The organism is Ruegeria sp. AM4 (genome assembly GCF_056540665.1).
This window is the reverse complement of record NZ_JBQFXD010000002.1, coordinates 260,227-273,299: the sequence shown is the minus strand read 5'-3', so window position 1 is coordinate 273,299 and position 13,073 is coordinate 260,227. Positions and strand designations below refer to the sequence as shown.

General features: G+C 57.8%; 15 protein-coding genes. 7 read left to right on the top strand and 8 right to left on the bottom strand.

Annotated features, from left to right (window positions below; all coding sequences use genetic code 11):
* Positions 1–34: 34 nt before the first annotated feature.
* Positions 35–1,132: a redox-regulated ATPase YchF gene (ychF, locus tag ACR0JA_RS06805; RefSeq protein WP_480571849.1), complete on the bottom strand. Its 1,098-nt coding sequence runs from the start codon at positions 1,130–1,132 to the stop codon at positions 35–37.
* 200 nt (positions 1,133–1,332) lie between these two features.
* On the opposite strand from ychF, the gene ACR0JA_RS06800 reads away from it, so the two are divergent.
* The 7 genes from ACR0JA_RS06800 (at position 1,333) to ACR0JA_RS06770 (ending at position 7,329) form a co-directional block, all read left to right on the top strand.
* Positions 1,333–1,818 carry an acyloxyacyl hydrolase gene (locus ACR0JA_RS06800; protein WP_480571846.1) on the top strand — a complete coding sequence of 162 codons (486 nt, stop codon included), beginning with the start codon at positions 1,333–1,335 and terminating at the stop codon, positions 1,816–1,818.
* 79 nt (positions 1,819–1,897) lie between these two features.
* Complete coding sequence (gene trpA / locus ACR0JA_RS06795; protein WP_480571843.1) at positions 1,898–2,689, top strand: tryptophan synthase subunit alpha; 792 nt, start codon at positions 1,898–1,900, stop codon at positions 2,687–2,689.
* 122 nt (positions 2,690–2,811) lie between these two features.
* Positions 2,812–3,978 carry an alpha-hydroxy acid oxidase gene (locus ACR0JA_RS06790; RefSeq protein ID WP_480571840.1) on the top strand — a complete coding sequence of 389 codons (1,167 nt, stop codon included), beginning with the start codon at positions 2,812–2,814 and terminating at the stop codon, positions 3,976–3,978.
* Positions 3,979–4,213: 235 nt separating this feature from the next.
* Positions 4,214–4,876, top strand: coding sequence for a 50S ribosomal protein L25/general stress protein Ctc (locus ACR0JA_RS06785; RefSeq protein ID WP_480571837.1), 663 nt, complete (start codon positions 4,214–4,216; stop codon positions 4,874–4,876).
* Between the two features lie 138 nt (positions 4,877–5,014).
* On the top strand, positions 5,015–5,698 hold the full coding sequence (pth, locus tag ACR0JA_RS06780) for an aminoacyl-tRNA hydrolase (RefSeq protein WP_480571833.1): 684 nt from the start codon (positions 5,015–5,017) through the stop codon (positions 5,696–5,698).
* An 83-nt stretch (positions 5,699–5,781) separates the two neighbouring features.
* On the top strand, positions 5,782–6,945 hold the full coding sequence (locus ACR0JA_RS06775; protein ID WP_480571830.1) for a serine hydrolase domain-containing protein: 1,164 nt from the start codon (positions 5,782–5,784) through the stop codon (positions 6,943–6,945).
* 9 nt (positions 6,946–6,954) lie between these two features.
* Positions 6,955–7,329: a DUF2237 family protein gene (locus ACR0JA_RS06770; protein WP_480571827.1), complete on the top strand. Its 375-nt coding sequence runs from the start codon at positions 6,955–6,957 to the stop codon at positions 7,327–7,329.
* Positions 7,330–7,332: 3 nt separating this feature from the next.
* Here the strand turns inward: ACR0JA_RS06770 and ACR0JA_RS06765 are convergent, their stop codons facing one another.
* The 7 genes from ACR0JA_RS06765 to rpsA all read right to left on the bottom strand — a co-directional run bounded on the left by ACR0JA_RS06765 (position 7,333) and on the right by rpsA (position 12,941).
* Complete coding sequence (locus ACR0JA_RS06765; RefSeq protein WP_480571824.1) at positions 7,333–7,956, bottom strand: class I SAM-dependent methyltransferase; 624 nt, start codon at positions 7,954–7,956, stop codon at positions 7,333–7,335.
* A gap of 44 nt (positions 7,957–8,000) precedes the next feature.
* On the bottom strand, positions 8,001–9,248 hold the full coding sequence (gene trpB, locus ACR0JA_RS06760) for a tryptophan synthase subunit beta (protein WP_480571821.1): 1,248 nt from the start codon (positions 9,246–9,248) through the stop codon (positions 8,001–8,003).
* Between the two features lie 67 nt (positions 9,249–9,315).
* A complete protein-coding gene (locus ACR0JA_RS06755) occupies positions 9,316–9,651 on the bottom strand; it encodes a hypothetical protein (protein ID WP_480571819.1) in 336 nt (111 codons plus the stop codon).
* A gap of 46 nt (positions 9,652–9,697) precedes the next feature.
* Positions 9,698–10,342, bottom strand: coding sequence for a phosphoribosylanthranilate isomerase (locus tag ACR0JA_RS06750; RefSeq protein WP_480571816.1), 645 nt, complete (start codon positions 10,340–10,342; stop codon positions 9,698–9,700).
* A gap of 9 nt (positions 10,343–10,351) precedes the next feature.
* Entirely contained in the window at positions 10,352–10,702 is a 351-nt protein-coding gene (locus tag ACR0JA_RS06745; protein ID WP_480571813.1) for a lipopolysaccharide assembly protein LapA domain-containing protein, read from the bottom strand.
* A gap of 7 nt (positions 10,703–10,709) precedes the next feature.
* Positions 10,710–10,994 (bottom strand): integration host factor subunit beta, encoded by a 285-nt coding sequence (gene ihfB / locus ACR0JA_RS06740; RefSeq protein ID WP_008758048.1) that lies wholly within the window; start codon positions 10,992–10,994, stop codon positions 10,710–10,712.
* A 270-nt stretch (positions 10,995–11,264) separates the two neighbouring features.
* Complete coding sequence (gene rpsA, locus ACR0JA_RS06735) at positions 11,265–12,941, bottom strand: 30S ribosomal protein S1 (protein ID WP_010438032.1); 1,677 nt, start codon at positions 12,939–12,941, stop codon at positions 11,265–11,267.
* Positions 12,942–13,073: the final 132 nt, after the last annotated feature.

Genomic DNA, 13,073 nt, shown 5'->3' with positions numbered 1-13,073 from the left:
CACACCAAAAAGTTTTCGCAAATGAGGCCGTGGATCACGTATTAAACAAAAAGTGCATCACATCACCGTCCTTGACGATGTAGCCCTTGCCCTCGGCCCGCATCTTGCCTGCTTCCTTTGCGCCTTGTTCGCCGTTGGCGGCGATGTAGTCGTCATAGGCGATGGTCTCGGCGCGGATGAAACCCTTTTCGAAATCGCCGTGGATCACCCCAGCGGCCTGCGGGGCGGCGGTGCCGGTGCGGATGGTCCAGGCGCGGGCCTCTTTGGGGCCAACGGTGAAATAGGTTTCCAGTTTCAGCAGGTCGTAACCGGCGCGGATCAGGCGGTCGAGGCCCGGTTCTTCCAGACCCATTTCCTCAAGGAACATCTGCGCCTCGTCCGCTTCCAGCAGGCTGATCTCTTCCTCGATCTTGGCGCTGATGATGACGTGGGAATTGCCTTGCGCCGCAGCCATTTCGGCCACGCGGGTCGAGTATTCGTTGCCCTCGGCGGCCTCTTCCTCGGACACGTTGCAGACATAAAGCACCGGCTTGGTGGTCAGCAGTTGCAACATCTTCCACGCCTTGGCGTCTTCGTCTGAAACCTCGACGAAACGCGCGGGTTTGCCGTTTTCCAGCATCGCCTGCGCCTCGGCCAGCAGACGCTCCTGCTGCTGCGCTTCTTTGTCGTTGCCTTTCAGCTTGCGCACCAGATTGGCGCGGCGTTTTTCGATGCTTTCCAGATCGGCCAGCATCAACTCGGTCTCGATGGTATCGGCGTCGGCCACGGGATCAACACGGCCATCAACATGGGTCACATCGCCATCCTCAAAGCAGCGCAGCACATGAGCAATCGCGTCCGTCTCGCGGATATTGGCCAGAAACTGGTTGCCCAGCCCCTCACCTTTCGAAGCACCCTTTACCAGACCGGCGATATCCACAAAGGTCATCCGCGTCGGGATGATCTGTTTCGAACTGGCAATCGCAGCCAATTTGTCCAGCCGGTCGTCGGGCACGGCCACATCGCCCACATTGGGTTCGATGGTACAAAACGGGAAATTCGCCGCCTGCGCAGCAGCGGTTTTGGTCAGCGCGTTAAAGAGGGTCGACTTGCCCACATTCGGCAGACCCACAATTCCCATCTTAAAGCCCATCACGGCCTCCTGCATGCCATTTGCGCGCTGCTTCTATGCAGGTCCGACGAAATGCGCAAGGCGCCGAGCCGATTGTCCCAATTTGGACCAATTGGCAACACACACGAATTGTCACGCAATTGTGCGCTTGCGCTCATTGAACGGTCAAAATTAGATTCAAAAATTAACGTGTAGAAACAATTTAATAGTGAACGTCAGTTATGAAACTTCTCTACATCGCCACCGCGCTGTGTTTGACCACCCAGGTTGTACACGCGCAGTCTTTGATCTTAGGGGCCGGCTTTTCGGATTTTTCCGACCCGTTGGCCAGTGATGAGGCTGTCGTCTCTCTTGAATACCATCACCGCCCATTTCACCAAGCCACGCGCTTTTCGGCGGGATGGGGTGGCGCGATTACAGTGGACGCCGCCGCCGATCTGCATATCGGCATCGGGCTGGTCGGTGTCTATTCCTTTTCCGAACGCTGGTTTGTCGAAGGCAGTGTAATGCCAGGGTATTTTTCTGATGGCGATGCGCTGAACGATCTTGGCGGCGAATTCCAAATTAGAAGCTTATTGGGACTGGGATACACCTTTGACAATGGAAACAGCTTGTCGCTGGCGGTCACCCACAAATCAAATGCCAGCACCGAGAATTTCAACCCCGGCGTAAACTCGGCTTTGCTGAGATACCATTTTGCATTCTGACGCGGCATAGCCGAACCGGGATTGATTTTCGGTCAAAGTTTCTGCACATCGGGTCGAAACCTGTATGCAAGGATCCAAAATGACCCGTATCGACGCCAAATTTGCTGAGCTCAAGGATCAGGGCAAAAAGGCATTTGTTGCCTATGTCATGGCGGGGGATCCTGATTATGACACCTCGCTGGAATTGGTGCGAGGGCTGCCCGGCGCGGGTGTCGACGTGATCGAACTTGGCCTGCCGTTCACCGATCCAATGGCTGACGGCCCCACCATACAGGCCGCCGGACAACGGGCACTGGATGGCGGAATGACTTTGCAACGGACCCTGGATCTGGCGCGCGCATTTCGCGAGAGCGACGACACCACCCCGATTGTATTGATGGGGTACTATAACCCGATTTACAGCCGTGGAGTTGATGCGTTCCTGGCCGACGCCCAAGACGCCGGAATTGATGGTTTGATTGTCGTCGACCTGCCCCCGGAGGAAGATGCCGAGCTGTGCCTGCCCGCGCAGGCAGCGGGTCTGAATTTCATCCGTCTGGCAACGCCTACGACCGACGACACCCGGCTGCCGCGGGTGCTGCAGAACACATCCGGCTTTGTCTACTACGTCTCGATCACCGGCATCACTGGCGCGGCCGAAGCGCAGGCCACCGATGTTGGCCCCGAAGTCGCTCGGATCAAAGCCGCGACTGACCTGCCCGTCATCGTCGGATTCGGCATCAACACGCCAGAAAAATCGCGCGCCATTGCAAGCGTAGCGGACGGGGCCGTGGTGGGGTCTGCCATCGTCAGCCAGATTGGCGCCGGAAAACCTGTGCCCGAGGTTCTGGACTTTGTGAAATCTCTGGCCGACGGCGCTCATAACGCCTGATCAAAACATTGGACTTCACGCATATTGCGGGTTGCTGGCATCAAAGGTGAGGCGCAGCAGACGTTGCGCCGCCTTATCGCTATTGGTAGGAAAAACAATCCGATACCTCACAGGTCCCTGCCATGCCCGTCATTACCAATATCGAAGACCTCAAGCGGATCTACGAACGCCGTGTGCCACGCATGTTCTTCGACTACACGGAAAGCGGCAGTTGGACCGAACAGACCTTTCGCGAGAACACATCGGACTTTGAGGATATCCGCCTGCGCCAGCGGGTTGCCGTGGATATGTCGGGGCGCTCGACCGCATCACAGATGATCGGCGAAGACGTCGCTATGCCAGTTGCGTTAGCTCCGGTCGGGCTGACCGGGATGCAGCATGCGGATGGCGAGATCAAAGCCGCCAAGGCTGCCGAGGCCTTTGGCGTTCCCTTCACGCTATCGACGATGTCGATCAACTCGATCGAAGATGTCGCCGAAGCGACCCGCAAACCCTTCTGGTTTCAACTCTACACAATGAAGGACGAGGATTACGTTGCGCGCTTAATCCAGCGGGCAAAAGACGCAGAATGCTCGGCGCTTGTCATTACGCTTGATCTGCAAATCCTTGGCCAGCGCCACAAGGATCTGAAGAACGGCCTCTCCGCGCCTCCGAAGCTGACGCCTAAGACGATTGCCAACCTGCTGACGAAATGGGCCTGGGGCATCGAGATGCTGGGGGCCAAACGCCGCGAATTCGGCAATATCGTGGGCCATGTCGACACGATCACCGACACGCAGTCACTGGGCACCTGGACCGCAGAACAGTTTGACCCCAGCCTGGATTGGAACAAGGTCGAGAAATTGATGGCGCAATGGGGTGGCAAAGTCATCCTCAAAGGCATCCTCGACGCTGATGACGCCAAGATGGCCGCAAAACTGGGGGCCGATGCCATCATCGTATCGAACCATGGCGGACGACAACTGGATGGCGCGCTGAGCTCAATTCGCGTGCTGCCCGAAATCATGGATGCGGTTGGTGGAGAGCTAGAAGTGCATCTGGACAGCGGCATTCGTTCTGGCCAGGACGTCCTGAAGGCGCTCGCCCTGGGCGCCAAGGGTACTTTCATTGGCCGCGCTTTCATCTACGGGCTAGGTGCCATGGGCCAGAGGGGCGTGACAACCGCGCTGGAGGTTATTCAAAAGGAACTCGACACCACCATGGCGCTGTGCGGTGAGCGCAAAGTTGGCGATCTGGGTCGTCATAACCTGTTGGTCCCCGAAGATTTCGGCGGGCGTTGGCAGGGCTGACGGACGATTGAGGGGGCTCTGCCCCCGCCGCTGCAAGCTGCGACTCCCACGAGGTATTTTCAAACAGAAGAAGCGAGGGAAGCGGAGCATTCTTCTTCTGTTCAAAAATACCTCGGAGCGCGAGGCAGAGCCTCGCAAAATACCTCTTTCCAAACCCTATGAATCGAGATAAGGACGCGGCTTCACGCGGGCATACAGCCTTGGAGGATGCCCGCCCTAACATTGGAGAATAATCATGGCTGGAGAGATTCCTGATCTCGTAGCTCTGGAACGGACGGGGACAGGCAAGGGCGCCGCTCGTCAGGCACGCCGCGACGGCATGGTTCCGGGCATTGTATTTGGTGGTGACAAAGAGCCGCTGCCGATTCAGATCCCGTTCAACGTTCTGTTCAAGAGCCTGAAAGCAGGTCGGTTCAAGTCGACCCTGTGGAACCTGAAAGTTGAAGGCCACGAAGACGTCCGCGTCATCTGCCGCGACGTTCAGCGTGACGTTGTCAAAGACCTGCCGACCCACCTGGACCTGATGCGCCTGCGCCGGACCACCAAGATCGCGCTGTACATCCCCGTTGAGTTCATCAACGAAGATGAAGCACCCGGTATCAAGAAGGGTGGCGTTCTGACTGTTGTCCGCCCCGAAGTTGAGCTGATGTGCACCGCCGGCGACATTCCCGAAAAGATCACCGTTGATCTGACCGGAATGGAAATCAACGACGTTGTCACCATTTCCTCGGTTGATCTGCCCGCAGGTACCAAGCCGACCATCGACCGTGACTTCGTTATCGCCAACGTTTCTGCACCGACCGGATTGTCGACCAGCGACGATGAAGAAGGTGACGAAGAAGAAGTCGCCGCAGATGAAGTCGAAGTTGTCGGCAAGGAAGACGCCGCAGAAGAATAATTCCGGGCCTTTCTCGGAATTTGAAACGGGCTTCCTTCGGAGGCCCGTTTTCTTTTGGTCGGCACGGGGTGGAAACCCGAGGCCAATTCGTGCCATCAACCAAAGGCACAGTCTGCGTGAAATTCAAAGGGCGCCGCAATGAAGCTGTTTGTCGGATTGGGAAATCCCGGATCAAAATATGCCCGCAACCGGCACAATATCGGTTGCATGGCATTGGACCGCATTGCCGCAGATCACGGCTTTGGCCCTTGGAAATCCAAGTTTCAGGCCGAAATCTCTGAAGGTCGCCTGGGGCGTGAAAAGGTCCTGTTGGTGAAGCCGCAGACCTTTATGAACCGGTCAGGTCAGTCCGTGGGTGAAGCGATGCGGTTTTACAAACTGGACTCGACGGACGTCACCGTTTTCCATGATGAGCTTGACCTCGCCCCCGGCAAGGTGCGCGTCAAAGCGGGCGGAGGCCACGCCGGCCATAATGGACTGCGCTCGATCCACGAGCATATCAGCCCGGCCTATGACCGGGTTCGGCTGGGTATCGGACACCCGGGTCGGAAAGAGATGGTCTCTCCTTATGTTCTGAGCGATTTCGCCAAGGCGGACGCCGATTGGCTTGAGGATGTGCTGCGTGGTGTCTCGGATGGGGCAGCGTTTCTGGCTGACGATGAAGGCGGCAAGTTCATGAACGCCGTCGCCTTGCGTACCGCCCCGGCACGGTCATCCAAGACCCCGGCAAAGCCTGCCGCCGAACCGCAACGAACAGAACCCGCTGAACGCGCTCCGGACGATCGCTCACCCATGCAAAAATTGTTGGACAAATTCCGTTAGGATAATCGCCCGTGCCGCAACGTTCCGGATTGCGATATGAGTCTGGCCCCGGTCCTATGAGACGTGCGTAAGGGAGGAAACGCATGAGAACCCTATTCAGGTGGATGCTGCGCATCCTGCTGGCCCTGATTTTGGCTGCGCTTGTCGTCGGATTTTGGAAACGGGAAGAAATTCAGCGCCTGTTGGCTGTTAACTCTCTGTTTTCCGAAGACAAGATCGTTCACAATTTCTCGCATATGGATGACGCATTTCTGACGGTCGGTCTGCCGCGCGGTAATGGCCCGACATGGGAACTGCCATATGGTCAAGGCTTTGACCTGCCCGAGGGGACGGATCAGTGGATCGAGGAACGCACTGTCACGTCTCTGCTGGTGATGCAGAATGGGCAAATTCGGTTCGAAGAATATTATCTGGGAACCGCGCCCGAGGATCGGCGGATTTCGTGGTCGGTTGCCAAAAGCTATCTGTCGGCCCTGTTCGGTATCCTGCTGATCGAAGGTGCGATAGGCTCGCTGGATGATCCGGTTATCAAGTACGCACCAAAACTCGCGGGCAGTGCTTATGACGGCACCACGATCCGCAATGTCCTGAACATGGCCAGCGGCGTCACCTTTGATGAGGATTATTTCGACTACAACTCGGACATCAATCGCATGGGGCGCGTAATTGCCTTGGGCGGAGAGTTGGACGACTTTGCCGCTTCGCTTGCGGACAGCTTTGCGACCCCCGGCGAGGTCTGGCAATACGTGTCCATCGACACACATGTGATCGGTATGGTGATCCGGGGCGCAACTGGGCGCAGCGTACCGGAACTGATGGACGAACGGATCATCAAGCCGCTGGGGTTGGAACGCGATGGGTATTATCTGACCGATGGCGCAGGCGTTGCCTTTGTTCTGGCTGGGCTGAACTTCACGACACGCGATTTTGCGCGGTTTGGGCAGATGATCCTGCAGAATGGTGTGCGGGACGGCGAACAGATCGTGCCTGCCAACTGGATCGCAGAATCGACCTGGCCCAGTGCGCCGACCGAAACCGGCAAAATGGGGTATGGTTACCAATGGTGGATCCCCAAGAACGCGCATGAGGGCGAGTTTCTGGCGCGTGGCGTCTATGGGCAATACATCTATTTCGACCAGCCGCGCGGTGTTCTGATCGTGTCAACAGCAGCTGATCGCCAGTTTCGTGAGCCGGGCGTTAACGACGCAAACATAGAAATGTTCCGCAAGATCGCGCAAAGCCTGTAGGATGCCCACATGCAAAAGCAAGACAGCATCAACGTGTTGGGCGGCGTTCTGGCCCCCTGCTCTCGCAAGCCGCTAACCGGGTTTTTCCGCGACGGTGCGTGTAACACCTGCCCCGAGGATCAGGGCAGCCACACGGTCTGTGCGGTCATGACGGCAGAGTTTCTGGCCTATTCCAAATATGTGGGCAATGACCTCAGCACGCCGCGCCCCGAGTTTGACTTTCCGGGCCTCAAACCCGGTGACAGTTGGTGCCTGTGCGCCGCGCGGTTTCTGCAGGCCCATGACGAAGGATGCGCGCCGAAGGTTCATCTTGAAGCAACGCATCAGCGAGCGTTGGAGATTGTGACGCTGGACGTCCTGAAGATGAATGAAGCCGATACCTGATACTTAAACCGCAACGGCGCGATACCCTCGGGACGTGCGCGACGGCGGGCCGGTTGGGAAGCTATGTTGCGATTGCAGTTGCCAGCCCGTTTCCGCCAGCATCCCGGCCACCGTTTCCGGGCGAAAGGTGCGATGCCGCCATTGAAACCAGATGATCGCATTGCACCAATGTGGCTTGCTGACCACCAGCCAAAGCGCCGCGTCGGGTTCGGCCAGTGAACGCATTTGGCGCAGGGCTGAAACCGGGTCCGGGCAATGTTCCAGAACATGCGCGGCAAGCACGCAGTCAAACGCGTGCGACGGAGCAAACTCCTCCAACCGGGTTTGAGCAAGTTCGACAGTCGCGCCACGTTTGGTCAAAGCTCTGTGTGCTTGTCTGACCATCTTCTCTGACGGCTCCAACAGCGTTACGTGGCCTTCGGGGCGTATCACTGCGCGGGCTTCGGCGAATGCGCCGGTGCCACAGCCAACATCCAGGGCATTTTCGCCCAACTCGGCCTGCGGATCCGCAGACAGAAACCCCAGATATGCATCGAAATATCCAAGCAGCCGCATCTTGTCGGCCCAGCCGGGTGCGGCGGCATCGTATTTCTGATCAAGCTCGGCGGCAGCGGGTGGGTTACGCATAGCACGCAACCTGACACAGTTCTTGCAAGCCGCCTAGCCCGGGATCAATCTGCCGAACGGCCCTCGGTATCCGACATGTCAAAGTTCAGATATTTGGCAACCGTCTGAACATCCTTGTCGCCCCGCCCGCACATGTTCATGCAGATCAGGTGATCTTTGGGCAGATCGGGCGCGATCTTCATCACATGGGCCAGCGCGTGGCAAGGTTCCAGTGCCGGGATAATACCCTCGGTCGCGCAGCACAGCTGGAACGCTTCTAGCGCCTCTTTATCGGTGATCGAGACATATTGCGCGCGGCCCACATCGTTCAGCCACGAATGCTCGGGCCCGATGCCGGGATAATCCAGACCGGCCGAAATCGAGTAACCTTCCAGAATTTGCCCGTCATCGTCCTGCAGCAGATAGGTGCGGTTGCCATGCAGCACGCCGGGGCGGCCCCCAGTCAGCGACGCACAGTGCTCCATCTTTTCATTCACGCCTTTACCACCGGCCTCAACGCCGATGATGTTGACCGACTTGTCATCAAGGAATGGATAAAACAGACCCATCGCGTTCGACCCGCCACCGATGGCAGCAATGATCGTATCGGGCAGGCGGCCCTCGGCCTTATGCATCTGTTCCTTGGCTTCTTTGCCGATGATCGACTGGAAGTCACGCACCATCGCCGGATAAGGATGCGGACCGGCCACCGTGCCGATGCAATAGAAGGTGTCGCGCACATTGGTGACCCAATCGCGCAACGCGTCATTCATCGCGTCTTTCAGCGTACCGCGACCCGAGGTTACGGGGATCACTTCGGCGCCCAGCAAGCGCATCCGGAACACGTTCGGGGCCTGACGCTGTACGTCATGCGCGCCCATGTAGACGATGCATTTCAGACCAAACTTGGCGCAGACCGTGGCCGTGGCCACACCGTGCTGCCCTGCCCCGGTCTCAGCGATGATCCGGGTTTTGCCCATGCGCCGCGCCAGAATGATCTGGCCCAGCACGTTGTTGATCTTGTGCGCGCCGGTATGGTTCAGCTCGTCGCGCTTGAGGTAAATCTTGGCCCCGCCCAGATGCTCGGTCAGGCGTTCCGCGTAATACAGCGGCGAGGGGCGGCCCACATAGTTCGCCCACAGATCGTCCATCTCGGCCCAGAAACTCGGGTCATCCTTGGCCTTTTCGTATTCCTCTTCCAGAGACAGGATCAGCGGCATCAGTGTTTCACTGACAAACCGTCCGCCGAAAATGCCAAACCGTCCCTGTTCGTCAGGGCCGGACATGAAGGAATTGAAAAGATCGTTGGCCATGGCTGTCTCCGTCATCTTACCCGTTGTTCATAGGAGGTGGCGCGGGGATTTGCCATCGCAAAACGCATCATTCCGCAGCCTCACGCTGCTGTCTCCAAACCTCGAGCGCCTGATCGCGGGTTGGAACCGCGATGCAGTCGAAATGACAGAACCTGTTGATGTTTGCCAGCCGGGGTGCGGCTTGAACCACATGTCGGTGCGGCCCGGAATGGGCGAAGGTCAACATTGCCTCGATATCCTGCCAAACCGTAAAGGAAAAATAAAGGCCCCGATGCGGGAACACCTCGGCATGAAGACAAAGCGGATCGCCCCGCGCCTGCTTCATCGCCTGACCTGCACGCCAGAAAAACTCTGGCGCATTGTACCAGTGCTTCAACGAAACACCGCCAATCGCTGCGAGCATGACTATTCCTCTCCCACCAGAGATACGCGGGCGGTGGAAGGTCAGATCACTTGGCGGCGGCGATAAAGTCCCGGATTTTCTGGGCGTCCTTGACACCAGGCGCGGATTCCACACCAGACGAAACGTCGACCTGTCGTGCGCCCGTCATCCGCACCGCCTCGGCGACGTTTTCCGGCGTCAGGCCACCAGCCAGCATCCACGGGCGGCGCCAGTATTTGCGCCCGGCCAGCAGGCGCCAGTCGAATGACAAACCGTTGCCGCCAGGAAGTTCAGAGTTGCGGGGTGGCTTGGCGTCGATCAGCAACTGGTCCGCAACTTCGGAATAGAGGTCGATGGCCTCCAAATCCTCGGCCTCGGCGACGCCGATGGCCTTCATCACCGGCAAACCGAACCTTTGTCGAACTTCCGAAACCCGATCAGGAGTTTCTTTTCCATGCAATTGAAGCATGTCCAGCGGCACGGCCCCGATTATCCTATCCAGGTCTTCGTCCGAGGCGTTCACGGTCAGCGCCACTTTGGCGACACCAGCTGGCACGATATGCGCCAGTTCCGAAGCCACCGCCAATTCAAGATGGCGGGGCGATTTTGGAAAGAACACAAACCCCACATAGCGCGCGCCAGCGTCCACCGCTGCGCGCACATGCTCAGGAGCGGTCAGACCGCAAATTTTGACTGCAATGTCACCGGACATGAGCGCGTCTCAGCTTGCCTCATCCAGCAGGGCCAGCACATCATCCTGACCCACATTCTGCTTTTTCTTGAGCTTCTTGACCTCGCGCTCAAGCTTACGCACTTCGCTTTTTTTAACGGTGGCGTCTTTGCGGTGCTTGTGCTCGCGCAGCCATTCCCACAGGAACCCGATAACCAGTCCGGCAACGACACCGCCCAGCACCACAAGAAACAGCGGAAGCGATGTGGACAGGTTGAAACCAATCAGTTCGGCCAACGCATCCGGCATCAGTTTCAGTTCCACGATCTGGCGATTTGCCAGAGAAATGGAAACCAGAACGATCCCAAGGATCGCAAGAAAGGCATAGCGAATATAGCGCATCATAAGGTCAGGCTTTACCGTTCAAACGGTCCCTTAGCAACTTGCCGGTCTTGAAGAACGGCACACATTTTTCTTCTACCTGCACAGTTTCACCGGTTCTGGGATTGCGGCCTACACGGGCATCGCGCTTTTTCACAGAGAACGCCCCAAACCCACGCAATTCGACCCTGTCGCCGCGTGACATGGCGTCAGTGACTTCTTCGAAGACGGTGTTGACGATCCGTTCGACGTCCCGCTGATAAAGATGCGGATTTTCGTCAGCGATTTTCTGAATCAATTCTGAACGGATCATGCGCGTTACCCTCCCAGGCGGCCGGTTACCATCTCTATTGTTCTGGACAGTATAGGAAAAAACCGGGTTCGGGGGAACGTAGACTCTGTGCGTAGTTTCAGAATTTTCCGGCAATCTCACGCGATTTTTGGCCTGCGCGCTCGATTCTCACACGTATTGAGCGAACCAGCGCCGGTCAAACCCGGAAAATCAGAACATGTTGATTCGCAACAAAAACAGCCCCGCGCGGGTGCGCAGGGCTGAAAAGTCATCAATGGCTTGCGCCCTGGATCAGTCGCCGGATTTCAGCGCTGCACCCAGAATATCGCCCAGCGATGCGCCCGAGTCCGACGAACCGTACTGTTCCACGGCCTCTTTCTCTTCGGCGATCTCGCGTGCCTTGATCGACAGGCCCAGACGGCGGGTCTTGCTGTCGACATTGGTGACGCGAACATCGACCTTGTCACCGACCGAGAAACGCTCGGGGCGCTGTTCGGCACGGTCACGGCTCAGGTCGGAACGGCGGATGAACGACTTCATGCCTTCGTATTCCACCTCAATGCCGCCATCTTCGATTGCGGTCACTTCGACGGTCACGATCGAGCCGCGCTTCACACCGCCCACGGCTTCGGCGAACTTGTCACCGCCCAGGGCTTTGATCGACAGCGAGATACGCTCTTTTTCGACGTCAACTTCCGAGACGACGGCCGAAACCATGTCGCCTTTGCGGTAGTTCTGGATCGCATCCTCGCCACGCTCGTCCCACGACAGGTCGGACAGGTGAACCATGCCGTCGATGTCGCCTTCGAGGCCAATGAACAGACCGAATTCGGTGATGTTCTTGACTTCGCCCTCGACCTCGGTGCCCTCGGGGTGTGTTTCTGCAAACACTTCCCACGGGTTGCGCTGAGTCTGCTTCAGGCCCAGAGATACGCGACGCTTGGCGCCGTCGATTTCCAGAACCATGACGTCGACTTCCTGGCTGGTCGAAACGATCTTGCCGGGGTGGACGTTTTTCTTGGTCCAGGACATCTCGGACACGTGAACCAGACCTTCGACACCGGCTTCCAGCTCGACGAACGCGCCGTAGTCGGTGATGTTGGTGACGCGACCCTGATGGACCGAGCCCAGCGGGTACTTGGCAGCAACCAGATCCCACGGATCTTCCTGCAGCTGCTTCATGCCCAGGCTGATGCGGTGGGTCTCTTTGTTGATCTTGATGACCTGAACCTTGATGGTTTCGCCGATCGTCAGGATCTCGGACGGGTGGTTTACACGACGCCATGCCATGTCGGTGACATGCAGCAGGCCGTCAACGCCGCCCAGATCAACGAATGCACCGTATTCGGTGATGTTCTTGACGACACCCTCGACGGTCTGACCTTCGGACAGGTTGCCGATGACTTCGGCACGCTGTTCGGCACGCGATTCTTCCAGGATTGCGCGGCGCGACACAACGATGTTGCCACGGCGGCGGTCCATTTTCAGAATCTGGAACGGCTGCTTCAGACCCATCAGCGGGCCAGCGTCGCGCACGGGGCGGACGTCAACTTGGCTGCCGGGCAGGAACGCAACTGCGCCACCCAGATCGACGGTGAAGCCACCTTTGACGCGACCAAAGATTGCACCTTCGACGCGCTGGTCGTCGGCATATGCTTTTTCCAGACGGTCCCAAGCCTCTTCACGGCGGGCCATCTCGCGCGAGATGACGGCTTCGCCACGGGCGTTTTCTGCGGCGCGCAGGTAAACTTCTACCTCGTCGCCTACAGCGATTTCAGGGGCTTCGCCGGGATTTGCGAATTCTTTCAGATCAACGCGGCCTTCCATTTTGTAGCCTACGTCGATGATGGCTTGGCCGGCTTCGATCGCCAGAACCTTGCCTTTGACAACAGAACCCTCTTCGGGTGTGTCCATTTCGAAGCTTTCATTCAGGAGGGCTTCGAATTCCTCCATGGATGCGTTAGCCATGTGGCGTTGTTTTCCTTTACAGTACGTTTTTGCTGGCCGAACGGTTGTCTCCGCCGGTCTTGTTTCATGATGCCTGACTGCGTGACCCGGAACGCGCCTGAGCAAACAAACACAAAGGGCCGAGGTAACCCG